We start from the raw sequence: 23,784 nt of genomic DNA, 5'->3' as shown, positions 1-23,784 counted from the left end.
TTATGCATGGAAGTTCACGGACAAATATCCTAGGCTGAGGCATAGTTCTGGATAGCCTCGACGCGGTCGGACAGTGTGCCTCACCGGCCAGAGGAGCGGAACCTTTAATGTGGGTAAATAATGCAGGTAAATGTCGTCAGCGGCGTTTGCCGGCGGAGATAATAGATAACAGAAGGAATTCAGTGTGATTCACACATTTGCAGCAAGGCTTAATATGTTCAGTCGTTTATTTTTTGTGCTGTTGTTAGCGGGTTTGGCGGGTTGTGGCGGCGGAGGTGGTTCCTCCTTGCTTGATGATCGAACCGGCAACAACAATAACACCAATACGGCATGGGAACCGGGGGTCTTTAAACCCGCCAGTGATTTTGAGAGTCGCTGCGCTGCGCCGCGCTCGGGTACAGATCCCTATACCGGTAACAGCTACCCCGACCGCTCCGGTAAAACGCTTGATGAAAACAACTGGTTACGCTCCTGGAGCAATGAGACCTATCTGTGGTACGACGAGATTATCGATCTTGATCCGGCCGAATTTGACGATCCGATCACCTATTTCAGCCTACTCAAAACCAATGATCTGACGCCCTCGGGCGCACCTAAAGACCAGTTCCACTTCACCTACGACACGGCCGAATGGAATGCACTATCCGGTTCCGGGGTTTCTGCTGGTTATGGGGTAACCTGGGCTGTAATCAATAGCGTGCCGCCGCGTGAAATTCGCGTGGCCTACACAGAACCCAATACTCCCGCGACAGCGGAAGGCGTGGATCTGGCCCGCGGTACGCTGGTGCTGGAAGTGAATGGTGTCGATGCTGTCGAGGACAACACCGGGGCCGGTGTGGATACCTTGAATGAAGGTCTTTTTCCGTCCGATACCGGGCAAAGTGTCACGCTGGTTGTCCAAGATATCGGCTCCGACGAGCCGCGCACCCTTACCCTGACATCGACCACCATCACTTCCACGCCGGTGCAATATGTCAAAACCCTGGAAAGTGAATCCGGCGAGCAGGTGGGCTATCTGTTATTCAATGATCATATTGCCACCTCGGAAGAGCTGCTGATTGATGCCATTGATGAGCTCAGTTCAGCCGGCGCCACACAGCTAGTGCTGGATCTGCGCTACAACGGCGGTGGTTTGCTCGCTATCGCCAGCCAGCTGGCCTATATGCTTGCCGGGGATACGCCCACCGCAGACCAGGTGTTTTACGGCATCAGCTTTAACGACAAACATCCCGACCGCGACCCGGTTACCGGCCAGAGCCTGACGCCTATTCCGTTTTATGATCGAACGCTGGGGTTTTCTACCGCCACCGGCCAGCCGTTGCCCAGTCTCAATCTGACGCGGGTATATATCCTGACCGGGGCCAACACCTGCTCCGCCAGTGAGGCGATTATCAATGGCCTGCGCGGCGTGGATGTAGAAGTTATCCAGATAGGCACTTCAACCTGCGGCAAACCTTACGGCTTCTACCCCACCGACAACTGCGGCACCACCTATTTTACGGTTCAATTCAAGGGCGATAACGCCAAAGGCTTTGGTGAATATTCCGATGGCTTCACACCGGGCAGCAATCCGGCAGATGCCGCCAGTTTGCCCGGCTGTATGGTGGCAGACGACTACCTGCACGCCTTGGGTGATCCGGCAGAGGCGCGTCTGGCGGCTGCATTGACCTATCACGAGACGGGCGAGTGTCCGGCAGTGAGTGGCACGGGTATGCAAAAGGGGCTGCAAAAACAAGCACGACCAATGGCCGAGGGCTATGTGCATAAGCCGGCCGCGCTGCAAAACACGATCCTGTTGCCTCCGGATACCGGAGCTGAGCAATGAGTTGGGGCGGAAGCAATATCGGCTGGCTGCTCCTGGCGGTGTTGTTCACCGCCTGCGCCACACCGGATCTCGATCCCCGTGCTGATCGGCCCGCGCGCCTTGCTGATCCTTCACCCGCTACCCGCGAACAGGTTCAGCAAGTGGTTGAGAAGGCATTGGGTATACCGGTAATGCTGGCTGACGATGTATTCAGTTCCAGCAGCCGTCTGATTATCGAACGCAAACAACATCGCCACCTGGAGCAGGGGTTGGTGATGGGAACTGACCTGTCCGGACCGGGGGAGCAATTTGTCCTGATGCGCAACGGTGATGTCTGTTTGTTGGTGCGCGCCGCCGACCAGAGCCGCTGGCCGCTCAATGTGGACTGTGTGGCGGAATAGGGGCGGAAAATCGCCCAACCACTGTTAAAACTCTATAAAAATCATGAATAGCAAATGTAAATTTTTGTGGAGCAGGGCTCATCAGCCGTGTCGGGACTTTCATCCTGGCCGGATAGAGGCTATAAGGAGATAGAAGCTTAAAGAGCCAGAACTAAAGGAGTTGGGGTCTATTAAGAGCCTAATAATAAGTTCGTCTAATCAGCGAGAGCCCTATGATCACGATTGCGTTCTACAACCTCAAAGGTGGCGTGGGTAAAACCACTACCGCCGTAAACATGGCTTACATGGCGGCGGCGGCCGGGAAAAACACGGTGTTGTGGGATCTGGACCCCCAGGCCGCAGCGACCTGGTTGTGTCAGCAAGAGAATGCCAAATCCCGGGCCATTAAAGTCTTCAGCAAGGGTAGAGCGGTTGCCGACCTGGAGGTGGCTACACCCTTCCCCGGTTTGAGCGTCATTCCGGCAGACCTGAGCCTGCGCAAGATGGAGAAGGAGTTTGAAGGCCAGAGCGGCAATCGCTGGTTGAAGAACCTCATCAAACCCCTCGCTGATAAGAACGACATCCTGATCTACGACTGCGCCCCCTCCCTTTCGCCTGCCATGGAGCAGCTGTTGAGCGATGTCGATATTGTGCTGATTCCCATGATTCCCAGTCCGCTGTCGATTCGTGCCATGGAACAGGTCATCGCGTTCTTTGGCGAAAAGAAAAACAGCCCGCAAAAGATCGTGGGCTTTTTTAACCAGGTAGATATGCGCCGCAACCTGCACCGCCAGGCGGTGGAAAACCTCAAGCAAATGCCGGTACCTATGCTTAAAAGCTGGATTCCCATGAACTCAGCGGTAGAGCAAATGGCGCTGCGGCAGGCACCGCTGACCAGCTACGCGAGCCATGGCCGCGCCGCGCTGGCTTATCAGGAAATGTGGAAGGAATTGGCCCGTTTGTTACGGAAGACTGAGCGGGAAGCCAGCGTTGCCTCATAGGTCTGTTCGGGCGACCGCCCAGACATGTACCTCCTTTGCCCCCTGCTGAATCAATAACCTGCTCAATTCACGCGTGGTGGCTGTGGTTGTAACTACATCATCCAGCAGTGCAATACACCGTCCGTCCATTGCAGTGCGCCCGGTCGCCGTCACACAAAACACCTGACGCAGATTCTCCTGCCGTTTTGCGCGGCTCAAGCCTTTTTGTGACGGCGTGTATCGCGTGCGCCGGCAAAGCCGGGATTGCAATGGAATATCCAGATGTCTGGCCAGTTGCCGTCCGAGTAGCTCGGTTTGATTGAAGCCGCGCAACCAGCGCCGCGCCCAGTGCAAAGGCACGGGAATTATCAGTTCCGGTAAATGCCAACCTTGTTCACTGTAGGTGTGCTGGATGCACTGCGCCAACGCATTCCCTAATGCTCTGCCTGCGGTGAGTTGGCGACGATATTTGAAATTGTGGATCAGGAAATCCACCGGGTGCTGGTAACGAAAGGGCGCAATAGTGCGTGAAAAAGCGGGCGGTTTCTGTAAACACTGGCCGCAATAACCGGCGTCGCTGGTCAGTGGTAATGCACACTGTTGGCATGAGTGCTCAGCGAATGAAATGTGAGGAAGTGATAACTCACAGTTGTGGCAGAGAAGCTCGCCGTGTAGGCCGCAGCTGCATAGCAGGCAGGCCGTGGGCGACAGTCGATTAAAAAATTCCCCGATCCTGTGGTGAATATGCGGAAACATCATTTTCCCTCCTCCTTGTGTGTCGCCGGACTCTAATGGCTGCGCATCCATTTGCCAAGTGATGAGTTGTTAACCTGTTTTCATTTTCAGGTTGACAGCTTTTATTGCCCCGCTAAGATAGAGCCCATCTCAACCCAGCAACATGCTGCTAAACCTTGCGACTATCTTCCTATGAATGCTACCAGCCACCCCCTGATTCGCCATGACTGGACCCGCGCTGAAGTGAAAGCGCTGTTTGAATTACCTTTCAGTGATCTGATGTATCAAGCCCAGACGGTCCATCGCAGTTTTTTTAATCCCAACGAAGTCCAGGTCAGTACCTTGTGTTCCATCAAGACCGGTGCCTGCCCGGAAGATTGCGCTTACTGTCCGCAGTCCGCCCGCTACGACACCGGGCTGGAACGCGAAAAACTCATGGCGGTTGAAAAAGTCATCGAGGAAGCCAAAGCGGCCAAGGCCAGCGGCGCCACTCGTTTCTGTATGGGCGCGGCCTGGCGGTCACCTAAAGGTAAAGATATGCCTTACGTCACCAGCATGGTTAAAGGCGTGAAGTCGCTGGGGCTGGAAACCTGTATGACCCTGGGTATGTTGAATGAAGATCAGGCGCAGGAACTGGCTGACGCCGGTCTGGATTATTACAACCACAATCTCGATACCTCGCCGGAATACTATGGCGAAATCATCACCACCCGCACCTATCAGGATCGCCTGCAAACCCTCAGCAATGTGCGCAAAGCCGGCATGAAAGTCTGCTGTGGCGGCATCGTCGGTATGGGCGAAGAAGAAGGTGATCGCGCGGGCTTGCTGGTGCAATTGGCGACCATGCCGGAGCACCCGGAATCGGTGCCGGTGAACATGCTGGTTAAAGTGGAAGGCACACCACTGGCAGATCAGGCAGATCTTGATCCGTTTGATTTTATCCGCACCATCGCCGTTGCCCGCATCCTGATGCCCAAATCCCACGTTCGTTTATCGGCCGGTCGTGAACAGATGAACGAGCAAATGCAAGCCATGGCATTTCTCGCCGGCGCCAATTCGATTTTCTACGGCGAAAAATTATTGACCACGCCCAATCCGGAAGCCAGCAAGGACATGCAATTGTTCAAGCGTCTTGGCATTACGCCGGAAGCCTATGAAATTCATGAAGATGAAGCCGAGCAAGAAGCGGCCGTCGTCAATCAATTGCAAGAAGCGCAACTCGATTCATTTTTCTACAACGCTGCCAAATAATTTATTCACCCAGGGATTGAATATGAAATACGGATGGATTGCGCTGGCAATGTGTGGATTGTTCGCCCTGCCGGTTCACGCGGAAAATTACGGTGGCTTTGCACTAGGTGCGGCAGAGTTTTGTGAAGGGGCCGGCGAGTCCGGTTTTTTCGGTGGCGATTGTTTAAACCCAAGATTCTTGCTGCGTGGTTACGCGGGTCATCGGTTTTCCGATTTTGTCAGTCTTGAACTTAGCTTTGATGCCATTCTCGATCCGCGCGGTTGGTTTGGCGGCGGACATGGAAAAACGCAAATCGACGGTGCAACTGTCGGTGCTTACGGATTGATGTCACTGCCGCTTGCGGATGAAGCTCGCTTATTCGCTGGCCCTGGCGTTGGCGGTTCAATGGTCCATACATCCTGGGGCGACACTCGCTTTGTTGAGGCTGGCGATGAAACATGGGAAACGCGTGAATCGAGCGATACCACCTTTGGTATGAATATCGGTTGGACTGCCGGGGTGGAGTTTGCAACAAGCTATACCGGCGTTGTACGCATCCAATGGCAAACCTGGCGCTCCATTGATTCTGATGCACTTTTTGATGATGAATTTAGTGCGAACTATTTATCTATTTCCTTGCGTGGCGATTTCTAAACGGGCCGGGTAACAGGGCCGATCATTTTTAACAGGTGTAACAGATTTGCCCGTGGACAATTCTCTCGAACACATTCTCGCGCCGGCGCTTTCCGAGCGCCGCGCCGCTCATCGTTATCGCCATCGGCGGGTGCTGGAAACGCCGCAGTTGCCGGAACTGGTTGTTGATGGTAAATCCTATCAGGCATTTTGCAGCAACGACTATCTCGGCCTTGCCAATCATCCTGCGGTAATAAAACGTTTGCAGAGCGCAGCGGAGCACTTCGGTGTGGGCAGCGGCGCATCGCATCTGGTCAACGGCCATTCCTCAGAACACCACGCACTCGAAGAAGAATTGGCGGCGTTTTGCGGGCGCGAACGCGCCTTGTTATTTTCCACCGGCTACATGGCCAATTTCGGTGCGATTACCGCCTTGGTCGGGCAGGGCGATGCCGTCTTTGAAGATCGGTTAAACCATGCATCGTTACTGGACGCCGGGCTGCTCAGCAGTGCGCGCTTTCAACGTTTTCTGCACAACGACCTGGATAACTTGCAAACCCGTTTGGAAAAAACCGAAGCTGCGCGAAAATTAATTGTGGTGGATGGTGTGTTCAGTATGGATGGCGACTTTGCGCCGCTGCCGCAACTGGCGCAACTGGCGCAGCAACATAATGCCTGGCTGATGGTAGATGATGCGCACGGCTTCGGCTGCTTCGGTCAACGTGGTGGTGGCACTGCTGAACATTTCGGTTTAACGCAAGCACAATTACCGATTCTGATGGGCACATTAGGAAAAGCGTTTGGAACCTTCGGTGCGTTTATCGCCGGCAGTGAAGTGCTGATAGAAACACTGATTCAATTTGCGCGCCCGTACATCTACACCACCGCCATGCCGCCAGCTGTCGCAGCGGCTACTCGCACCAGTTTGCAATTGCTGCAACAGGAATCCTGGCGGCGCGAACATTTGCAACAACTCATCGTGCATTTTCGCCGTGGTGCGGCGGAAATTGGTTTGCAGTTGCTCTATTCAGCCTCGCCAATCCAACCGATTATTTTGGGCGATGAAGCTCGCGCCCTGGCTTTTTCTGAAGAGCTCGCAGCGCGTGGCTTTTTGGTGATAGCGATTCGTCCTCCCACAGTACCGGTCGGCAGTTCGCGTTTGCGCGTCACCTTGTCAGCAGCACATTCCGTTGCCCAGGTCGATGCGTTATTGAATGCACTCACCGACATTAACAACAAGGTGCGCGCGTGATTCCGGCAAGACAATCATCATCGCCGACCCGGTTGGCTGTTCATTATTATCCTGCACAGAAATTGCCGGTACAGCGCGAGCCGTTGGTGCTGTTGCATGGCTGGGGGTGTGACAGCCAAACCTGGCAGCCATTGCTGCACGACTTGCAACAGTTCGGTGATCTCTATGCTATAGATCTGCCCGGTTTTGGCGGCAGTGAATCCATACCTTTTGCTGGGCTGGATACGGTGCTGGATTTGCTGGCGCAACAATTGCCCGCGCGCGCTGTGCTGATGGGCTGGTCGCTGGGCGGCATGCTCGCGGTCGCGCTGGCGGCGCGTGCGCCAGAAAAAGTGTCTCGTGTGATTACGTTGGCCACCAATGTAAAATTTGTCGCGTCCGCCGATTATCCAGCGGCTATGCCGCGCGCGATCAATCGCAACTTTAATCAGCAATTTGCCGCCGACCCGCACCAGACCTTGAAGCTGTTTACCGGTTTGCTGGCGCAGGGTGATGCACGGGAACGTTCGCTGCTGAAAACCTTGCGCGGCATAAAAACAGGTGAGCCTAACACTGCGTGGCAAGATGCACTCTTGTTGTTGGCGCAATTGGATAATCGCACTGCTTTTGCGCAGCTCTCTCAACCTGGGTTGCACATTCTGACCGAAGCCGATGCTTTGGTGCCGGTAAGCGCTGCAGATGAACTGCGTAAACTCAACCCGCATCAACACATAGAAGTCCTGTCTGATTCTGCTCATGCGATTCACTGGAGTCAACCGCATCAGGTCGTGCAGTTGATCAACATATTTTTGCAGCCCACTCCGGGTGTTTTGGATAAATGCAAAGTCGCGCAATCCTTCAGTCGCGCAGCGCGCACCTATGATGCGGTGGCGAAATTGCAGCGCGATGTCGGTCAGCACTTATTACAGCAATTGCCGAAACATCTGGTACCACACCGAGTCATTGACCTAGGTTGTGGTACGGGGTTTTTTAGTCAGCAGCTCCGGCAGCAGTTTCCGCCCGCCGAACTTATCGGTGTGGATATTGCGCAAGGCATGTTGGATTTCGCTCGTGAAACTCACGGTGATCTGGCGACCTGGTTATGTTGCGATGCAGAACAGCTTTCCCTTGCTGACGCCAGTGTGGAATTGATTTTTTCCAGTCTGGCCATTCAGTGGTGCACTGACACTGATCGACTATTCGCAGAAATTCGCCGCGTATTAACACCGGGTGGCGTTGCTTTGCTGGCCACTCTCGGGCCAGCCACCTTGCATGAGTTGCGTCATGCCTGGCAACAGGTGGATGGCTATGTGCATGTCAATCGGTTTGAAACCGCTGAAAACTTACAAGCGTCTATTGCAGCATCCGATTTAGTGTTGGCTGATTGGCAAACTGAACAACGGGAATTGCACTACGATCGCCTGGTGGATTTGACCCGGGAGCTGAAAGCCCTGGGCGCGCACAATATCAATGCCGGGAAACCGGGAGGTCTGACCGGCCGCAAAAAAATTGAGGCCTTTAAGCAGGCATACGAACAATTTCGTCGCGATGATGCATTGCCGGCAAGTTACGAGTTGTTCTATGTATTGGTGCAGGCGCCTTGGGCAACCTCGGAAAATTAACATTCAACATTCATCAAATTTATGACTAAAAAAACGTTTTTCGTAACAGGTACGGATACCGGTGTAGGCAAAACATTGATGTCCGCCGGACTGCTGTTGGCTGCAAAAGAGCGTGGTTTATCGACCGCTGCATTAAAACCAGTGGCTGCAGGTTGCGAGGTCACCGCAGAGGGCTTGCGCAATGACGATGCGTTGTTGTTGCAGTCTGTCATCACGCAGTCTTTGGCTTATGAGCAAATCAATCCCATCGCGCTTGAGCCGGCCATTGCCCCACACATTGCGGCACAACAAGCCCGGCGTGTGTTATCGGTGGATCGCCTGACCGGGTTTTGTCGCGGGGTTTTAAATCAGGCGGACTTTACTCTGGTGGAAGGTGCTGGCGGTTGGCGAGTGCCGTTAAATTCAGCAGAAACCCTGGCGGATCTTGCGCGCACCTTGCAGTTGCCGGTGATATTGATTGTGGGGATACGTTTGGGATGTATTAACCACGCCATGCTAACGGTCGAAGCCATCGCGCGGGATGGTTTACCCCTTGCCGGCTGGGTGGCCAATATTATTGATCCGGATATGCCGTGCCAGCAGGAAAATATTGTGTCCTTGCAGCAACGCTTGGCAGCGCCTTGTTTGGGTGTTGTGCCTTACCTGGGGCAGGGCGCATCCCCGGTACAACTGAAAGAATTTTTTTCCAACACCTCTGTCGCGTCTCTTTTCCAATAGCTCACTTCTGGCTGAGCGTCACCGAACAGTCATCCTGGCCTTGCATTATTGCCGTAAGCATTGGTTAAAAACCTGACCGAGGCTGGCATGGTCCATGCCTGAAAAACGCGAGTATCGTTGCGACAATAGCAAGTTCGGTTAGGTAAAAACGAGGGGTTCTGCGTGAAGGCAAAAACATTTCTTCTGATTCTATTTCTCAATACCTTATTGGTAAGTTGTGCAGGCCCCGGGTCCCGCGAGCCGGTGGAAATCAATCTGGTTGCCCTCAATGACTTTCACGGTTACCTGCAGCCGAGTCCATTCAGTTACACCGACCCCGGTAATCCGGATGCGGTTATTACGGTTCAGGCTGGCGGCGTCGCGACGCTTGGCGGTTTGCTGAATAAATTACGGCAGGATGATCCGCAATTACTGTTTGTCGGGGTGGGTGATCTAATCGGTGCTTCCCCGCCGATCTCGGCTATGTGGGCCGATGAACCGAGTCTGGAAGCGATGAAATTGTTGGAGCTGCGCCTTTCATCGCTCGGCAATCATGAGCTGGATGAAGGCAAAGCCGAGCTATTGCGCCAGATCAACGGTGGGTGTGATTCCCCGCGCCCGGAGAAAGCCTGCCAATGGCGCAACGATTTTAGCGGTGCAGGTTTTCCGTATATTGCTGCGAACCTGATCGATACAGAAACAGAGAATACTCTGGTTGCGCCCTATGTGATTGAAACCGTGCGTGGAATAAAGATCGCGTTTGTCGGTGCACAAGTGGAAGACCTTGCGTCGGTCGTCTCTGCCAGTTCCATGCAAGGCATTCGCGTTGAGGATGAAGCTGAAGCAATCAACCGTTTTATCCCGGAGATTAAACGCAAGGGCGCAGATATTGTTGTCGCCGTTGTGCATCAGGGTGGCAATACCCTCGCCGCGTTTGATCAACCCGATTGTACTGACCTGGAGGGCGACATCGTGGATATTGTTGAGCGCCTCGATCCCGCCGTTGACCTGGTATTGAGCGCGCACACTCATGAAGCCTATTTATGCATGGTGGGCGATGTACCGGTAACGCAAGCGGCATCCTACGGTCGCCTGGTGACGCACCTTACCCTGGTATTCGAGCCCGCCGGGGAAAAATTGTTGGATGTGCAGGCACGTAACCTGATTGTTGACCCACAGCGCTATGAACCCGATCCGGAATTATTGGCCTGGCAGGCGACGGTTGAGGCACGCAGTCGCGCGGTGCTTGAGCGGCCGATTGCGCGTATGGGTGCAGCGACAATCACGCGCGTACCTAATCGTCACGGCGAATCAGCCATGGGCGATCTGGTCGCCGATGCGCAACTTGCTGCGACTCAAGCTTTGGGAGCGCAAATCGCGTTGATGAACAGTGGCGGTATTCGCAGTGACCTGGTGCTGAAAGATGTTGAAACACCGTTAAATTTTTCGCAGGTAGCTGCAGTTCATCCGTTTAAAGGGACGCTGCAAGTCATCAGCTTGACCGGTGCACAAATAAAGGCTGTGTTGGAGCAGCAATGGCAGGGCGAGGGCGCGGGTAGTTTTAAACCCTTACAGATTTCACACTCGTTCACTTACCGTTGGGATGGATCGCAGCCACGCGGCCAGCGTGTTCTGGCTGACAGCCTGTCGCTTGATGGTGAACCAATCTTGCCGACAGAAACCTATCGCATTTCTGTTAACGCCTTTCTCGCGGATGGCGGCGATAATTTTTCAGCGCTAACGGAAGCTAGCGAGCGGATTGATACCGGCATACCGGACCTCAAGGCGCTGACAGATTATCTGGTTGCCCAGGAGAAAGCAGGCGCTCCGGCGGGGCGTGCTGAGCCGGCGGAACGTATCCTGCGGGTTGATTGATTACCTGCCGGGCCACAAAAAATGACCCTATGACAGTAGTCAGTTATATGTGGCTTGTTATATAGAACCGGCTTTTGCGCCAAACCGGTCTTAAAAATCCGGGCTGGAGCGGCAATTCTGGCTGTTTTTCAGGCAAAGCCAAGCGTAAAATGGCTTCAATTGTGGGTAAGTCTGCTTTTTCCATCGCAACTAACCTGTTACCGTTATTTTACGAGGAGCTGCCATGCAAATCGGTTCAGTCATCACCCAGGGTTTGATCGGGATGCAGAACAGCCAGGCGGAGATGACCCGCTCCGCTACCCAGATTGCCCAGGCTACTACCACCCAGAGTGACAATCCTCAAGCTACCGATTTGGTCGAGCCTTTGATCAACCTGCAATTGCAGTCGCAATTATTCGACAGTTCTGCACGTGTGGTGCAGGTCGCTGACGAAACCCTGGGCACTTTGCTTGATACCAAGGCCTGACGGATACCCATCCATGATTACCAATATCCCTTCCAGCTTTGCCAACGCCGTCGCACCCTTCGCGCCGCTCGGTCGTCAGGTAGTGAGCGAGGAAGGGGTTGATCTCAAATCGTCGAACTTCAAAGCCCTGGAGCAATCCGCTGACGCCGCACGGGGGGAAAACCGCCGCTCTCCCGATGAACGTCCCAATGATATAGGCGAGCAAGAGCGCCTCCGCGAAGGGCGGGTCAGGGGTGATGATGCCCAGGGTGGGCGTCGCGGTGATCCCGAAAAAGCAGGCGAGGATCAAGAGCTGCAAGAAGTTCGTGAGCTCGCGGCTCGTGATCGTGAGGTGCGCAGCCATGAGCAAGCGCATGCAGCCGTAGGCGGTAAATATGCGGGAAGCCCCGTCTATGAATTCGTGCGCGGCCCCGATGGTGTGAGCTATGCCGTGGGTGGCGAGGTCAGCATTGATACCAGCCCTATTCCCGGTGATCCCGAAGCGACTATTGCCAAGGCGCAACAGATTCGTCGCGCCGCCAACGCGCCAGCGGAGCCTTCATCACAGGATCGCCGCGTGGCGGCGGAGGCATCCCTGATGGAAGCCGAGGCGCGAGCAGTGCTGCGTCAGGAGCGGGTCGCTGAGAGTGAGCAAGCCCGCGAAGAAAAAATCGAGCGTGCCGATGAGAAAAAAGCAGAAGACGCGCGCAAGGAAAAAGAAAGCGAAGCCCAGCAAGCTGCCAGCGAACGTGCTGAACAGCAGCGCGCACAGCGTGCCGACGCGCTGGCGGAAGCAAGCCGCCGCAATATCGATATCAACCGTCGCCTGCTCGACATCGGTGTGAATAACAATATCCCTGTCATTGGTTCCTTTCTCGATCGTCAGGCCTAGTCTGCCGGTTGCTCTTGCGTCATTCGTGTTGATCCCCTAGAGTTTTGTCTCGCGCAAAAAATCCATAACGCCAATAAGGTTGAGGTCGTGACATGACGAGCAAGTTATCGCCGGAAGATCAGGCGCGGGTGGACAGTGTGACGTCCCGTGGTGTTAACAGTGTTGAGCGAGCGCCTTTTCGTGTCTGGGTATTACTCGGCGTTATCCTGCTTGTGCTAACAGGTTTGAGTATCTTCAGCTACATCATCGCCTGGTTACACGGTGTCGTGTAGATTCGTGATTTAGTTAGACTTTTCCCTTGACCGTTGTGAGATGCGTCCCTATAATTCGCGGCCTCACTTGGACACAGTCCAGTGAGTTGAGGACGCGGGGTGGAGCAGCTTGGTAGCTCGTCGGGCTCATAACCCGAAGGTCGTTGGTTCAAATCCAGCCCCCGCAACCAGCTTTATGTTTTGTGGCTTGATCTCAAGCGACAAAACCGACGCAGGCTTCTTCTCCAGTCGGCCTCGTATCAGCGTAAAACAGGCAGCCGTAGAAGTTGCTTGTCATCGATAAGCCCCTATATGGGGCTTTTTTGTATTTGTTTTTGCCACAGGGGGCCGCCCCCAGCTACAGAGGCCTGTAGTGTTGTGAAGTTGTTGCGAATGGGCCTTGAGCCCATTTTTTATTTGTGGACTCTCGCTCGCTGAGCACAGAAAGGTGTTGTCATGGCGTCCAAACAAGAACAGTTACACGCATTGATTGCTCCGGTTGCCGCGTCATTAGGCTGCGAGCTCTGGGGGTTGGAATATTTGACCCAGGGGCGCTATACCACACTGCGAATTTATATTGATCGCGAAGACGGTGGTGTGATGTTGGAAGACTGCGAAAAGGTCAGTCGCCAGGTCAGCAGCGTGATGGACGTGGAAGACCCAATCGACGGTGAATACACGCTGGAAGTATCTTCTCCCGGTATGGATCGCCCCTTGTACACACTGGACCAATACGCGCGTTATATCGGCGAGCAAATTAATGTTCGCTTACGTCTTGCGCGCGATGGTCGTCGTAAATTCAAAGGCACCATCATGGCCGTAGAAGGCGATGAAGTCCGTATTGGTGTTGATGACAAAGAATATGTTTTACATCTGGATGCTATCGATAAAGCGAATATTGTTCCTCGCTTTGATTGATATTGCCCAACAACTATTTTCGATTTACATCACATAATGTGCGCGCAGCGAAGGTCAGTTGCGCGCAACCTGAGTTCCACGTTACCGGCGCAGTGGTTTGCGGTGTCGGGTTGAGGAGTTAACAGAGGCAAAGAGATGAACAAAGAAATTTTGCTGGTCGCTGATGCAGTTTCCAATGAGAAAGGTGTCGACAAGGAACTGATCTTCGAAGCCATTGAAACCGCACTGGCTACCGCCACGAAAAAACGTTTTGATGAAGACTCTACAATTGAAGTCATCATCAACCGCTCCACTGGAGATTACGAAACTTTCCGTATCTGGGATGTAGTAGCCGATGATGTGGTGGCGGAATTAGGTACTCAATTTACGCTGGAAGAAGCACACGAAAAAGACACCGCATTAAAAGCGGGTGATACCTATCGCGAAAAAATCGAAAACGTTGAGTTCGGTCGTATTGCTGCCCAGACTGCCAAGCAAGTGATCGTGCAAAAAGTGCGTGAAGCTGAGCGCGCGCAAATGGTAGAAGAATACCGCGATCGCATGGGTGACCTGATCAGCGGTAGTGTCAAGAAAGTGACCCGTGACAGCATTATTGTGGATCTGGGTAATAACGCTGAAGGCTTACTGCCGCGCGATCAATTGGTTGGCCGTGAAATTTTCCGTGTCGGTGATCGTATTCGCGCACTGCTACTGGATGTTCGTACTGAAGCACGCGGTCCGCAATTATTTTTGAGCCGCTCATGTCCGCAGATGTTGATCGAGCTGTTCAAGATTGAAGTGCCGGAGATTGCAGAAGAAGTTATCGAAATCAAAGGTGCAGCCCGCGATCCCGGTTCTCGCGCCAAGATTGCTGTAAAAACCAATGACGGGCGTATCGACCCTGTGGGTGCCTGTGTTGGTATGCGCGGTTCGCGTGTGCAGGCAGTTTCCAACGAGTTGGGTAACGAGCGCGTTGATATTGTGTTGTGGGACGATAACCCGGCGCAGTTTGTTATCAACGCTATGTCGCCCGCTGAAATCGAATCCATTGTGGTGGATGAAGATGCAGGCTCGATGGATGTTGCCGTCAGCGAAGACAATCTCGCCATGGCCATCGGTCGCGGTGGCCAGAATGTGCGTTTGGCTTGTGAGTTAACTGGCTGGGATATCAATGTGATGAGCGTGCCAGAGTGGCAGGCCAAGCAGCAGGCAGAGTCCGGTAGTTATATTCAGGTATTTATGAACGCGCTGGATGTGGATGAAGATGTCGCCACGGTTCTGGTTGAAGAAGGCTTCACCACATTGGAAGAAGTAGCCTACGTACCCTTGGAAGAAATGCTGGCGATTGACGGTTTCGATGAGGACATCGCTGAAGAACTGCGCGCGCGCGCTAAAGATGCGCTCCTGACCCAAGCGTTGGCATCGGAAGAGCGTCTTGAAGGTGCTGCTCCGGCAGAAGACTTATTGGGGATGGAAGGTATGGATGACGCATTGGCTGCGAATTTGGCGCGCCGCGGCATTGTGACGATGGAAGATTTGGCCGAGCAAGCCATCGATGATCTGTTGGACATCGACGGCATGGACGAAACCCGTGCAGCTGCACTGATTATGAAAGCCCGCGAGCCTTGGTTTGCATGATTGCTGCCAAAGTATGAATTGTCGTGGGCAATGAACAAGACTGAGGAAAAGCAATGGCAGAAGTAACAGTAAGCGAACTCGCCAAATCTGTGGGAGCACCGGTTGAGCGACTGCTGAAACAAATGCAGGAAGCCGGGCTGAAACAGAAAACCGCTGATGCGGTGGTGTCTGATGAAGAAAAGCAAAAGTTGTTGGACTTTTTAAAGACCAGCCACGGTGAAACAAGCGGCGAGCCAAAGAAAATTACCTTGCAGCGCAAGACCACAACCACGTTGAAGACGGGTTCTGGCAGTGCGCGTAAAACGGTGAATGTTGAAGTGCGCAAAAAGCGCACCTACGTCAAACGCGAAGAAGCGGAAGATCAGCCCGGTGCGGAGTTAGACGCTGTTCAGGAAAACGAAGAGTTGCTGGTGCAGGAACCGCAACCCGTGGTAGAGGCACCTGTGGAGGAGCCGACTCCCGCGCCCGAACCTGAGCCGGACGTCACAGAAGATGTGCCCGTTGTGGAAGCCGCACAGCCAGATGCCGATGCTGCTGGCCGCTCATCATTTACCGATGGTATTGAAGAAAAACGCCGCGCTGCCCAGGAGCGTCGTATGGCGGAAGAGGCTCAGCGCAAGGCTGAGGCGGCCGCTAAAGAAGAAGCCAAGCGCGTGGAGCAACAGCAGACGCGTACAGCGGAAGCAAAACCGGCAGCAAAAACCGCGGAAGACGCTGCACGTCCTGCACGTCCCAAGCCGGCTGCCGCAGCAACCCCGGCAACAGCAGCAGATCGCGATGAAAAGCATGGCCGTAAGCGTGAAACCCGTCGCGAAGAAGATTTTGATGAAGAAGACAAGCACCGTAAGCGTGCTGGTAAAGCGACCAAGAAAGTGGGCATGCCCAAGAAAGGCGCCAAGGTCGATTTGCTGGAGCTGGAAGGTGATGACGGTGAGGATATGGATCTGTTAGCTCGTCGCCGCAGTGTGCGGGCTAACCATAAAGCCTCTAACAAACACGCCTTTAAGAAACCGACGACCAAGATCGTGCACCAGGTGGATGTCCCCGAAACTATCGTGGTCTCCGAGTTGGCGCAGCGCCTGACGGTAAAAGTGGGCGAGCTGATCAAACGCCTGATGAAGATGGGCGTTATGGCCTCTATGAACGAAGCCATTGATCAGGATACGGCCGTATTGATTGTGGAAGAGTTGGGTCACCAGGCTAATCTGGTTAGCGAGAACGATATCGAACATGCATTGGAAAAGTCCCTGGAAACCGAAGGGGAGTTGTTGTCGCGTGCGCCGGTCGTTACGGTAATGGGCCACGTTGACCACGGTAAAACCTCGCTGCTCGATTATATTCGTGAAGCCAAGGTGGCCGCCGGGGAAGCGGGCGGTATTACCCAGCATATCGGCGCCTATCGCGTTGCTACCAGCCGGGGTGAGATTACCTTTCTGGATACTCCCGGCCACGCCGCGTTTACTGCCATGCGTGCCCGCGGTGCCAAAGCAACCGACGTGGTGATTCTGGTCGTCGCTGCTGATGATGGTGTGATGCCGCAAACCGAAGAAGCCATCCTGCACGCCCGTGCGGCGGAAGTGCCTTTGGTGGTAGCGATCAACAAATGTGACAAGCCCAGCGCCGATCCGGATCGTGTCAAGAACGAACTGGTGGCGAAAGGGGTTATTCCGGAAGCCTGGGGTGGCGACACCCAGTTTGTGGAAGTCTCCGCGCACACCGGCCAGGGTATTGATGAATTGCTCGAAGCCATCTCACTACAGGCGGAAGTGCTTGAACTTACCTCGGTGGTCGATGCTGCCGCTAAAGGTGTGGTCATTGAATCCCGTATGGACAAAGGTCGCGGCGTAGTCGCCACCCTGCTGATCCAACAGGGCACCCTGAAGCATGGTGATCTTGTGCTGGCAGGTCAGAGCTATGGTCGCGTGCGTGCCATGAGCAACGAGCGCGGCCAGCAAGTCAAGGATGCCGGTCCTTCAACGCCAGTAGAAATATTGGGTCTGGATACAACGCCCAGTGCCGGTGATGACTTTGTTGTCCTGGCCGATGAGCGCAAGGCTCGTGAAGTGGCACAGTTCCGTGCTGAGAAAGAACGTAAGGATAAGCTGGCTCGCCAGCAGGCATCCAAGTTGGAAAACATGTTTGCCGGGATGGATGCCGGTCAGAAGAAGACCCTGTCTGTCGTGGTCAAAGCCGATGTGCGTGGCTCGCTGGAAGCGATTCTGTCTTCACTGGCGGAGATCGGCAACGAAGAGGTGCAGGTCAACGTGGTGTCTTCCGGTGTCGGTGGTATCACCGAAAACGATGTCAACCTGGCCTTGACTACCGGTTCGATCATCGTCGGCTTCAATGTGCGGGCTGATGCGGGGACGCGTCGGATTGCCGAAGCCGAAGGTGTGGATATTCGCTACTACAGCATCATTTATCAGTTGCTGGATGAGATCAAAGCGGCCCTCAGCGGGATGCTTGATCCGGAGCGCGTCGAGACCATCGTCGGTATCGCCAACGTTCGCGAAGTCTTTACCTCACCGAAATTCGGTCAAGTGGCAGGTTGTATGGTGGTGGAAGGTACCGTCTACCGCAGCAAGCCCATCCGTGTACTGCGCGACAATGTGGTGATCTTCGAGGGTGAACTGGAGTCTCTGCGTCGCTTCAAAGATGACGTCAACGAAGTGCGCAACGGCATCGAATGTGGCATCGGTGTGAAGAACTACGACGTTAAGGTCGGCGATCAGATCGAAGTCTATGAAGTTAAAGAAGTGGCGCGTCAGCTGTAATCGCTGATTGCCTGCATCCGCCCCGAACAGCCAATCCGGTGTTCGGGGCGTTGTTATTTTTGTCGACCGCGTAATGGCGTGGGAATCGGCAAATGGAGGTTTAGGGCTATGCCTAGAGAATTCACGCGTTCCGACCGGGTGTCGGATGCGATACAGCGACTTTTGGGACAATTGATTCCCCAGGAAATCCGCGATCCACGGGTGGGAATGGTCAACATCAACGGCGTGACCGTGACTCGTGATATGGCCTATGCCAAGGTGTACGTCACCTTTGTCGGTATGCAGGATGAACAAGCCAGTCTCGACGCGGCGGCAGTGCTCAACAAGGCATCAGGCTTTTTGCGCACTTTTCTGGCCAAAGAGCTGAGCATGCGCACGGTGCCGAAATTACAGTTTATCTATGACAAATCAGCTATTCGCGGGCAGGAATTGTCCTTCCTTATTGACCGGGCTATAGCTGAAGATCGCGAGCATCATCAGGATGAAGACGATCTGGAAAGTGGCGATGACGAGGCCGGTAACAAGTAATGGCGCGTAGAAAAGGCCGTCCGGTGGACGGTGTATTGTTGTTGCACAAACCGGCCGGAATGACGTCCAATCGCGCACTGCAGATTGCCAAGCGCCTGTATTTTGCTGAAAAGGCGGGTCATACCGGCAGTCTCGACCCGTTAGCTACCGGTGTATTGCCACTGTGCTTCGGAGAGGCGACCAAGTTTTCCCAGTTTTTGCTGGATGCAGACAAAGGTTATCGCAGCACCTTTCGCCTGGGTGTTCGCACAACCACCAGCGACGCTGACGGTGAGGTTCTGGCAGAGTGCTCGACGGAAGCTATCACCCGGCCCCAGGTTGAGCAGGCATTGACCGCTTTTGTGGGTGAGATTCAGCAGGTGCCGTCAATGTACTCAGCGCTCAAGCACCAGGGCCAGCCACTCTACAAGATGGCGCGTCAGGGAGTAGAGATTGAGCGTCCGCCGCGCCAGGTAACGATTTACAGTCTGACCTTGCTGGATTTCAGACCCGGCCCGACAGCCGAGGTTGATGTTGACGTGCGCTGTAGCAAGGGGACATATATCCGCTCCATTGCCGAAGATCTGGGAATTGCTTTGGGGTGTGGCGCGCATGTTAAAACCTTGCATCGCTCGGCCGCCGGGGCGTTTGATGAAACGCGCACCCTGACCCTGGATGCGCTGGAGATGGCCGCTGAGCAGGGTGGTTACCCCGCGCTGGACGCGCTCCTGCTTCCGCCGGACTCGCCTGTGGCCAGTCTGCCAGCTTTGGAGCTGCCCGAACAAAGCGGTTATTACTTCCGTCAGGGCAACCCGGTGATGGACCCGCAGGTCTATCGCGTAGGGGATCAAGGTGATATTGTACGCGTCTTTTTATCCGCTTCAGCGGAGCAGCCGGCCCAGTTTCTGGGGCTTGGCGAATTGACTGAAGACGGCCGTGTAGCGCCGAAACGTATTATTGCCAACCGTTCAGCATCCGTCTGATTTGGATTGGCGTGAAATTTGTCGTGGCGATTTTCGTCAAGGCAAAACCAGCGGCACTGGGATGGATCTCATTCCTGTTGCCATAGCCCACCTGTAAATATGCACGGGTGCGGCCGTAATCTCTGTCGCATATTAATTTGAGGAAAACATCATGGCACTGAGTGCTGTTGAAAAAGCTGCTGTAGTAAAAGAGTACCAACAAGCTGAAGGTGATACCGGTTCACCGGAAGTGCAAGTAGCGCTGTTGACGGTCAACATCAACAAGCTGCAAGACCACTTTGCTGGTCACAAGCACGATCACCATTCCCGTCGTGGATTGATCCGCATGGTTAACCAACGTCGTAAATTGTTGGATTACCTGAAGAGCAAAAATACTGATCGTTACTCAGCACTGATTCAAAAATTGGGTCTGCGCCGTTAAGTTTGTCCCGTGCCCGCCTAGTGCGGGCACTTTTTTATTTTTTTATTCAGTTCGCAGGAGGCGGCGACAGCGGTATCCGGGTTTAGAAATATCGCGTTGGCAGGGAGCAATGACACTACTGTGTATTTTTTTAAAAGACATGTTTTTATTACAGGCGCGTAAAAAGTTAACGCAAAAGAAAGGATAGAAGAGTGAATCCGATTATTAAAAAATTCCAATACGGCAACCAAACTGTCACCCTGGAAACTGGCCGCATCGCGCGCCAGGCTACCGGTGCAGTGGTGGTTACCATGGGAGAAACTGCCGTTTTATGTACCGTTGTGGGCGCGAAAGAGGCATCGCCCGGGCAGGATTTCTTCCCGTTATCTGTACACTATATTGAAAAAGCCTACGCTGCCGGAAAAATCCCCGGCGGCTTCTTCAAACGCGAAGGTCGTCCATCCGAGAAAGAAACATTAACCTCCCGTTTGATTGATCGTCCCATCCGCCCCCTGTTTCCCGAAGGTTTCCTGAACGAAGTCCAGGTTGTTTGTACTGTTTTGTCGACTGACAAAGTGAACGATCCGGATATCGCTGCCATGATCGGCACCTCTGCGGCACTGTCAGTTTCCGGTATTCCGTTTAATGGTCCCATTGGTGGTGCACGCGTGGGCTACACCACGGAACAAGGTTATCTGCTCAACCCGAGCTTCAAGGAACTGGCTACCTCCGAATTGGACATGGTTGTTGCCGGTACCAAAGATGCCGTGTTGATGGTGGAATCTGAAGCAAAAGAATTGCCGGAAGACATCATGCTTGGTGCCGTACTTTATGCGCACCAGGAGATGCAAGTGGTGATTCAGGCGTGTGTTGAGCTGGCGCGCGATGCAGGCAAGGCGCGTTGGGATTGGCAAGCACCGGTTGTGAATGCTGATTTGAAAGCAGCGGTAGAAAAGCATTTTGCTGACTCCATCGGCGTGGCATACCGCATCACTGACAAGGCCAAGCGCTATGATCGTTTGTCAGAACTGCGCACCCAGGCTGTTGCAGAACTGGTTAATGAAGAAGCTGGTGTTTCAGCTGATGATGTTAAAGACATGTTTGGTCGCGTAGAGTCGAACATCGTGCGTTCGCGCATCGTGGCCGGCGAGCCGCGCATTGATGGCCGCGATAATAAAACAGTTCGTCCGATTGAAGTGGAAGTCGGTGTATTGCCGCGGGTTCACGGCTCTGCATTGTTCACCCGCGGTGAAACCCAGGCATTGGTTGTTGCGACTCTGGGTAATGCGCGCGATGTACAGATCATTGATGCACTGGAAGGCGAGCGTAAAGATCCTTTCATGCTGCATTACAACTTCCCGCCTTATTCTGTCGGTGAGTGCGGTCGTATGGGTTCAACCGGTCGCCGCGAAATCGGTCACGGTCGCCTGGCGCGTCGCGGTGTTGCTGCCATGTTGCCGGATCAGGATAGCTTCCCTTACACCCTGCGTGTCGTAAGTGAAATTACCGAGTCCAACGGTTCCAGCTCTATGGCTTCTGTGTGTGGTTCCAGCCTGGCGTTGATGGATGCGGGCGTGCCTTTGAAAGCACCGGTTGCCGGTATTGCCATGGGCCTGGTGAAAGAAGACAACGGTTTCGCCGTACTGACCGATATCCTCGGTGACGAAGATCACCTGGGCGATATGGACTTTAAAGTGGCCGGTACCACCAGCGGCGTTACCGCGTTGCAGATGGATATCAAGATCGAAGGCATCACCGAAGAGATCATGGAGATCGCCCTTGAGCAGGCATTGCATGCACGTTTGCATATCCTCGCTGAAATGAACAAGGTTATCTCCAAGCCGCGTTCCACTATCAGCGATACTGCGCCGCGCTTTGAAACCATCAAGGTTCATCCGGATAAGATCCGCGACATCATCGGTAAGGGCGGCGCTACTATCCGTGCAATTACTGAAGAAACCGGTTCTTCTATCGACATCGATGATAACGGCACAGTGAAGATTTATGCTGACAACGGTGAGAACCTCAAAGAGGCTATCTTGCGTATCGAGAGCATCGTGGCTGAAGCAGAAATCGGTGCGATCTATGAAGGTACCGTTGTGCGTATCGTAGACTTCGGCGCATTCGTTAACTTCCTGCCGGGCAAAGACGGTCTGGTGCACATCTCACAAATCGCCGACGAGCGTGTTAACAACGTCAGCGACTATCTGAAAGAAGGTCAGGTAGTGAAGGTGAAATGTCTGGATGTGGATCAACGCGGTCGTATCAAGCTTTCGATCAAGGAAGCTGTGGCCGACGAGAATGGTTCTGCATCAAATGTTGAAGAGGCTGCTGAGTAATCAAGCGGTTTTGCAAGATAAATAAAAACGCCCGCTCTGCGGGCGTTTTTATTTATGGGCTAAGTTTTTATTTATGGGGCTAACTTGAAACGTGTTAATGCCACGCCATAAATGGATTAAAAATACGTTGCCAACCGGTAAATTTAATCGGCGCATCCAACACTGTCAGGCAAATACAGTCTTCATTTTGTAATGCGGTCGGGCTGTGTTTGTGGCTGCCATCGCGTGCAATAAAATCACCCGCGTGATAAACCCCCAGTTCATCAGAAAAACCACCGTGCAATATCACGGTCAGCTCATGGCCTTTGTGCGTATGCACCGGCACTTTTGCTCCGGCGGTAATCTTTTGCAAGGCGACCTGAAAACCACTTACGTTAATAATGCTGGTCAAATCATATTTGCTGATTTCCCGCGTCTGCTGCTGCCAGGGCAGATTCTGTAGTGGAGCCGGTAAATAGGACAACAGTGGATTGGTGATGTCTTTTTTCGGTGCCGATCGCGCTTCTGTCGCAAGGTTCTCGGCGATTATTGTTTCAGTATTTCCCTTATCGTCGCTTTCGAGTTGCACCATTAACTGATCAAAAGCATCATCTTCCAAACTGGCTGGCTTGGTGTTTTCCAATAGCACGCCGCCGATGCTGTTCAATTTTTTCAGCTGGTTGCGGCAGTGGCTGCAAAAGCATAAGTGGACCGATACGGCCAGCGCGTAGGGTAGCGATAAGCTACCGGCTGCATAATCAAGCAATACCATATCGTCGGGGTGATGCGCGCTCATAACTCTGTTGCCTCTAACATAACGCGTAATTTTTTCAGCGAAAGGCGCAATCGACCTTTCAGTGTTCCCAAGGGAATATTCAGTTCCTCCGCCACTTCCTGATGGGTTTTTCCTTCGTAATAAACCTTGCGCACAGCAATCATTTGTTCTTCCGGCAAGGTGTCGATAGATTCACGAATACATTTTTCCGTTGATGCATTTTGAATGGAGCGCACGGTGGTGTCTTCCATCGGAATCTGCCACAGCTCTTCCGTCTCGATAACAACTTCCGCTTTGGTACGGTTCATCTTGCGCAGCAGATCAATGCGCTGGTTGCGCGAAATGGTGAAGATCCAGGTGGATACGGAGGCAAGGGCTTCGCTGTACTTATCGGCATTGCGCCAGACATTGGTCATAACTTCCTGTACTAAAACCTCGGCGTGCTGACCAAATCCCTGATTAATGGCGTAGGCCTTTATGCGCGGAGCAAAATAGCTGTAAATCTTACGAAAGGCGTCTCTGTCCCCGTGTTGCGCGACGCGGGCGAGCAGGGCAGGCCAATCCTGGTCGTCGGCCTTGGTTGCGTTCCTCTCGTTCATTGGCTTTGCCTTGGTGGTTAACATGCAATGCCTCGATTATCGCTGATTGGTTGAAGTTAAACACCCGATAAGGTGAAGAAATAGCCCACTAATTACGCTCCGCCTCTTAGAACAGATC

Annotated in this window: 22 protein-coding genes and 1 tRNA gene; 20 read left to right on the top strand and 3 right to left on the bottom strand. The window is 53.6% G+C overall.

The genetic code is table 11. The annotated features are described in order from the left end of the window. Positions 1–184: 184 nt before the first annotated feature. From CBR65_RS10630 to CBR65_RS10620, 3 genes are all read left to right on the top strand, one after another. Positions 185–1,825: a S41 family peptidase gene (locus CBR65_RS10630; RefSeq protein WP_232461416.1), complete on the top strand. Its 1,641-nt coding sequence runs from the start codon at positions 185–187 to the stop codon at positions 1,823–1,825. Then, positions 1,822–2,205 (top strand): hypothetical protein, encoded by a 384-nt coding sequence (locus CBR65_RS10625; RefSeq protein WP_087466823.1) that lies wholly within the window; start codon positions 1,822–1,824, stop codon positions 2,203–2,205. Before CBR65_RS10630 ends, CBR65_RS10625 begins: the two co-directional genes overlap by 4 nt. A 212-nt stretch (positions 2,206–2,417) precedes the next feature. Continuing rightward, positions 2,418–3,185, top strand: a complete 768-nt coding sequence (locus CBR65_RS10620) for a ParA family protein (RefSeq protein ID WP_087466822.1) — start codon at positions 2,418–2,420, stop codon at positions 3,183–3,185. On the opposite strand, the gene CBR65_RS10615 is transcribed toward CBR65_RS10620, so the two are convergent. Further along, positions 3,180–3,923: a ComF family protein gene (locus tag CBR65_RS10615; RefSeq protein ID WP_232461415.1), complete on the bottom strand. Its 744-nt coding sequence runs from the start codon at positions 3,921–3,923 to the stop codon at positions 3,180–3,182. The genes CBR65_RS10620 and CBR65_RS10615 overlap by 6 nt on opposite strands. 168 nt (positions 3,924–4,091) lie before the next feature. On the opposite strand from CBR65_RS10615, the gene bioB reads away from it, so the two are divergent. The 17 genes from bioB to pnp all read left to right on the top strand — a co-directional run bounded on the left by bioB (position 4,092) and on the right by pnp (position 22,313). Further along, the gene (gene bioB, locus CBR65_RS10610; protein WP_087466821.1) at positions 4,092–5,150 is read left to right on the top strand and encodes a biotin synthase BioB; all 1,059 of its coding nucleotides are present in this window, start codon (positions 4,092–4,094) and stop codon (positions 5,148–5,150) included. Between the two features lie 22 nt (positions 5,151–5,172). Further along, entirely contained in the window at positions 5,173–5,784 is a 612-nt protein-coding gene (locus CBR65_RS10605; protein ID WP_087466820.1) for an outer membrane beta-barrel protein, read from the top strand. Between the two features lie 52 nt (positions 5,785–5,836). Further along, positions 5,837–7,015, top strand: a complete 1,179-nt coding sequence (gene bioF / locus CBR65_RS10600; RefSeq protein ID WP_087469021.1) for an 8-amino-7-oxononanoate synthase — start codon at positions 5,837–5,839, stop codon at positions 7,013–7,015. Further along, entirely contained in the window at positions 7,012–8,616 is a 1,605-nt protein-coding gene (bioC, locus tag CBR65_RS10595; RefSeq protein WP_232461414.1) for a malonyl-ACP O-methyltransferase BioC, read from the top strand. Before bioF ends, bioC begins: the two co-directional genes overlap by 4 nt. 21 nt (positions 8,617–8,637) lie before the next feature. Then, entirely contained in the window at positions 8,638–9,333 is a 696-nt protein-coding gene (bioD, locus tag CBR65_RS10590; RefSeq protein WP_087466819.1) for a dethiobiotin synthase, read from the top strand. A gap of 162 nt (positions 9,334–9,495) precedes the next feature. Then, the gene (locus CBR65_RS10585) at positions 9,496–11,187 is read left to right on the top strand and encodes a bifunctional UDP-sugar hydrolase/5'-nucleotidase (RefSeq protein ID WP_087466818.1); all 1,692 of its coding nucleotides are present in this window, start codon (positions 9,496–9,498) and stop codon (positions 11,185–11,187) included. A 223-nt stretch (positions 11,188–11,410) separates the two neighbouring features. Further along, the gene (locus CBR65_RS10580) at positions 11,411–11,653 is read left to right on the top strand and encodes a hypothetical protein (protein WP_087466817.1); all 243 of its coding nucleotides are present in this window, start codon (positions 11,411–11,413) and stop codon (positions 11,651–11,653) included. 13 nt (positions 11,654–11,666) lie between these two features. Next, entirely contained in the window at positions 11,667–12,524 is an 858-nt protein-coding gene (locus CBR65_RS10575; protein ID WP_087466816.1) for a putative metalloprotease CJM1_0395 family protein, read from the top strand. A 92-nt stretch (positions 12,525–12,616) separates the two neighbouring features. Further along, entirely contained in the window at positions 12,617–12,796 is a 180-nt protein-coding gene (locus CBR65_RS10570) for a DUF3094 family protein (RefSeq protein ID WP_087466815.1), read from the top strand. Positions 12,797–12,889: 93 nt separating this feature from the next. Beyond that, positions 12,890–12,966 (top strand) — tRNA-Met (locus CBR65_RS10565). A 265-nt stretch (positions 12,967–13,231) separates the two neighbouring features. Continuing rightward, positions 13,232–13,693 (top strand): ribosome maturation factor RimP, encoded by a 462-nt coding sequence (gene rimP / locus CBR65_RS10560; protein ID WP_087466814.1) that lies wholly within the window; start codon positions 13,232–13,234, stop codon positions 13,691–13,693. Between the two features lie 135 nt (positions 13,694–13,828). Next, on the top strand, positions 13,829–15,310 hold the full coding sequence (nusA, locus tag CBR65_RS10555) for a transcription termination factor NusA (protein WP_087466813.1): 1,482 nt from the start codon (positions 13,829–13,831) through the stop codon (positions 15,308–15,310). Positions 15,311–15,363: 53 nt separating this feature from the next. Continuing rightward, entirely contained in the window at positions 15,364–18,084 is a 2,721-nt protein-coding gene (infB, locus tag CBR65_RS10550; protein ID WP_087466812.1) for a translation initiation factor IF-2, read from the top strand. A 108-nt stretch (positions 18,085–18,192) separates the two neighbouring features. Then, complete coding sequence (rbfA, locus tag CBR65_RS10545; RefSeq protein WP_087466811.1) at positions 18,193–18,612, top strand: 30S ribosome-binding factor RbfA; 420 nt, start codon at positions 18,193–18,195, stop codon at positions 18,610–18,612. Further along, complete coding sequence (truB, locus tag CBR65_RS10540) at positions 18,612–19,574, top strand: tRNA pseudouridine(55) synthase TruB (protein ID WP_087466810.1); 963 nt, start codon at positions 18,612–18,614, stop codon at positions 19,572–19,574. The genes rbfA and truB overlap by 1 nt, the downstream gene beginning before the upstream one ends. Before the next feature lie 151 nt (positions 19,575–19,725). Further along, positions 19,726–19,995, top strand: coding sequence for a 30S ribosomal protein S15 (rpsO, locus tag CBR65_RS10535; RefSeq protein ID WP_087466809.1), 270 nt, complete (start codon positions 19,726–19,728; stop codon positions 19,993–19,995). 191 nt (positions 19,996–20,186) lie between these two features. Beyond that, the gene (gene pnp, locus CBR65_RS10530; RefSeq protein ID WP_087466808.1) at positions 20,187–22,313 is read left to right on the top strand and encodes a polyribonucleotide nucleotidyltransferase; all 2,127 of its coding nucleotides are present in this window, start codon (positions 20,187–20,189) and stop codon (positions 22,311–22,313) included. Between the two features lie 94 nt (positions 22,314–22,407). Here pnp and CBR65_RS10525 read toward each other — a convergent pair whose 3' ends face one another. Then, entirely contained in the window at positions 22,408–23,088 is a 681-nt protein-coding gene (locus tag CBR65_RS10525) for a ChrR family anti-sigma-E factor (protein ID WP_087466807.1), read from the bottom strand. Next, a complete protein-coding gene (locus tag CBR65_RS10520) occupies positions 23,085–23,690 on the bottom strand; it encodes a sigma-70 family RNA polymerase sigma factor (RefSeq protein WP_232461413.1) in 606 nt (201 codons plus the stop codon). Before CBR65_RS10520 ends, CBR65_RS10525 begins: the two co-directional genes overlap by 4 nt. Positions 23,691–23,784 lie beyond the last annotated feature (94 nt).

It is taken from the genome of Cellvibrio sp. PSBB006 (genome assembly GCF_002162135.1).
Classification (GTDB): Bacteria; Pseudomonadota; Gammaproteobacteria; order Pseudomonadales; family Cellvibrionaceae; genus Cellvibrio.
This window is presented reverse-complemented; position numbering and strand designations above follow the sequence as displayed.

Excerpts from the sequence above, each read along its gene's own strand:
- CBR65_RS10625 (WP_087466823.1), top strand. The coding sequence starts at position 1,822 with ATGAGTTGGGGCGGAAGCAATATCGGCTGGCTGCTCCTGGCGGTGTTG.
- CBR65_RS10620 (WP_087466822.1), top strand. The coding sequence starts at position 2,418 with ATGATCACGATTGCGTTCTACAACCTCAAAGGTGGCGTGGGTAAAACC.
- CBR65_RS10615 (WP_232461415.1), bottom strand. The coding sequence starts at position 3,923 with ATGATGTTTCCGCATATTCACCACAGGATCGGGGAATTTTTTAATCGA.
- bioB (WP_087466821.1), top strand. The coding sequence starts at position 4,092 with ATGAATGCTACCAGCCACCCCCTGATTCGCCATGACTGGACCCGCGCT.
- CBR65_RS10605 (WP_087466820.1), top strand. The coding sequence starts at position 5,173 with ATGAAATACGGATGGATTGCGCTGGCAATGTGTGGATTGTTCGCCCTG.
- bioD (WP_087466819.1), top strand. The coding sequence starts at position 8,638 with ATGACTAAAAAAACGTTTTTCGTAACAGGTACGGATACCGGTGTAGGC.
- CBR65_RS10580 (WP_087466817.1), top strand. The coding sequence starts at position 11,411 with ATGCAAATCGGTTCAGTCATCACCCAGGGTTTGATCGGGATGCAGAAC.
- CBR65_RS10575 (WP_087466816.1), top strand. The coding sequence starts at position 11,667 with ATGATTACCAATATCCCTTCCAGCTTTGCCAACGCCGTCGCACCCTTC.
- CBR65_RS10570 (WP_087466815.1), top strand. The coding sequence starts at position 12,617 with ATGACGAGCAAGTTATCGCCGGAAGATCAGGCGCGGGTGGACAGTGTG.
- rimP (WP_087466814.1), top strand. The coding sequence starts at position 13,232 with ATGGCGTCCAAACAAGAACAGTTACACGCATTGATTGCTCCGGTTGCC.
- nusA (WP_087466813.1), top strand. The coding sequence starts at position 13,829 with ATGAACAAAGAAATTTTGCTGGTCGCTGATGCAGTTTCCAATGAGAAA.
- infB (WP_087466812.1), top strand. The coding sequence starts at position 15,364 with ATGGCAGAAGTAACAGTAAGCGAACTCGCCAAATCTGTGGGAGCACCG.
- rbfA (WP_087466811.1), top strand. The coding sequence starts at position 18,193 with ATGCCTAGAGAATTCACGCGTTCCGACCGGGTGTCGGATGCGATACAG.
- truB (WP_087466810.1), top strand. The coding sequence starts at position 18,612 with ATGGCGCGTAGAAAAGGCCGTCCGGTGGACGGTGTATTGTTGTTGCAC.
- rpsO (WP_087466809.1), top strand. The coding sequence starts at position 19,726 with ATGGCACTGAGTGCTGTTGAAAAAGCTGCTGTAGTAAAAGAGTACCAA.
- CBR65_RS10525 (WP_087466807.1), bottom strand. The coding sequence starts at position 23,088 with ATGAGCGCGCATCACCCCGACGATATGGTATTGCTTGATTATGCAGCC.
- CBR65_RS10520 (WP_232461413.1), bottom strand. The coding sequence starts at position 23,690 with ATGTTAACCACCAAGGCAAAGCCAATGAACGAGAGGAACGCAACCAAG.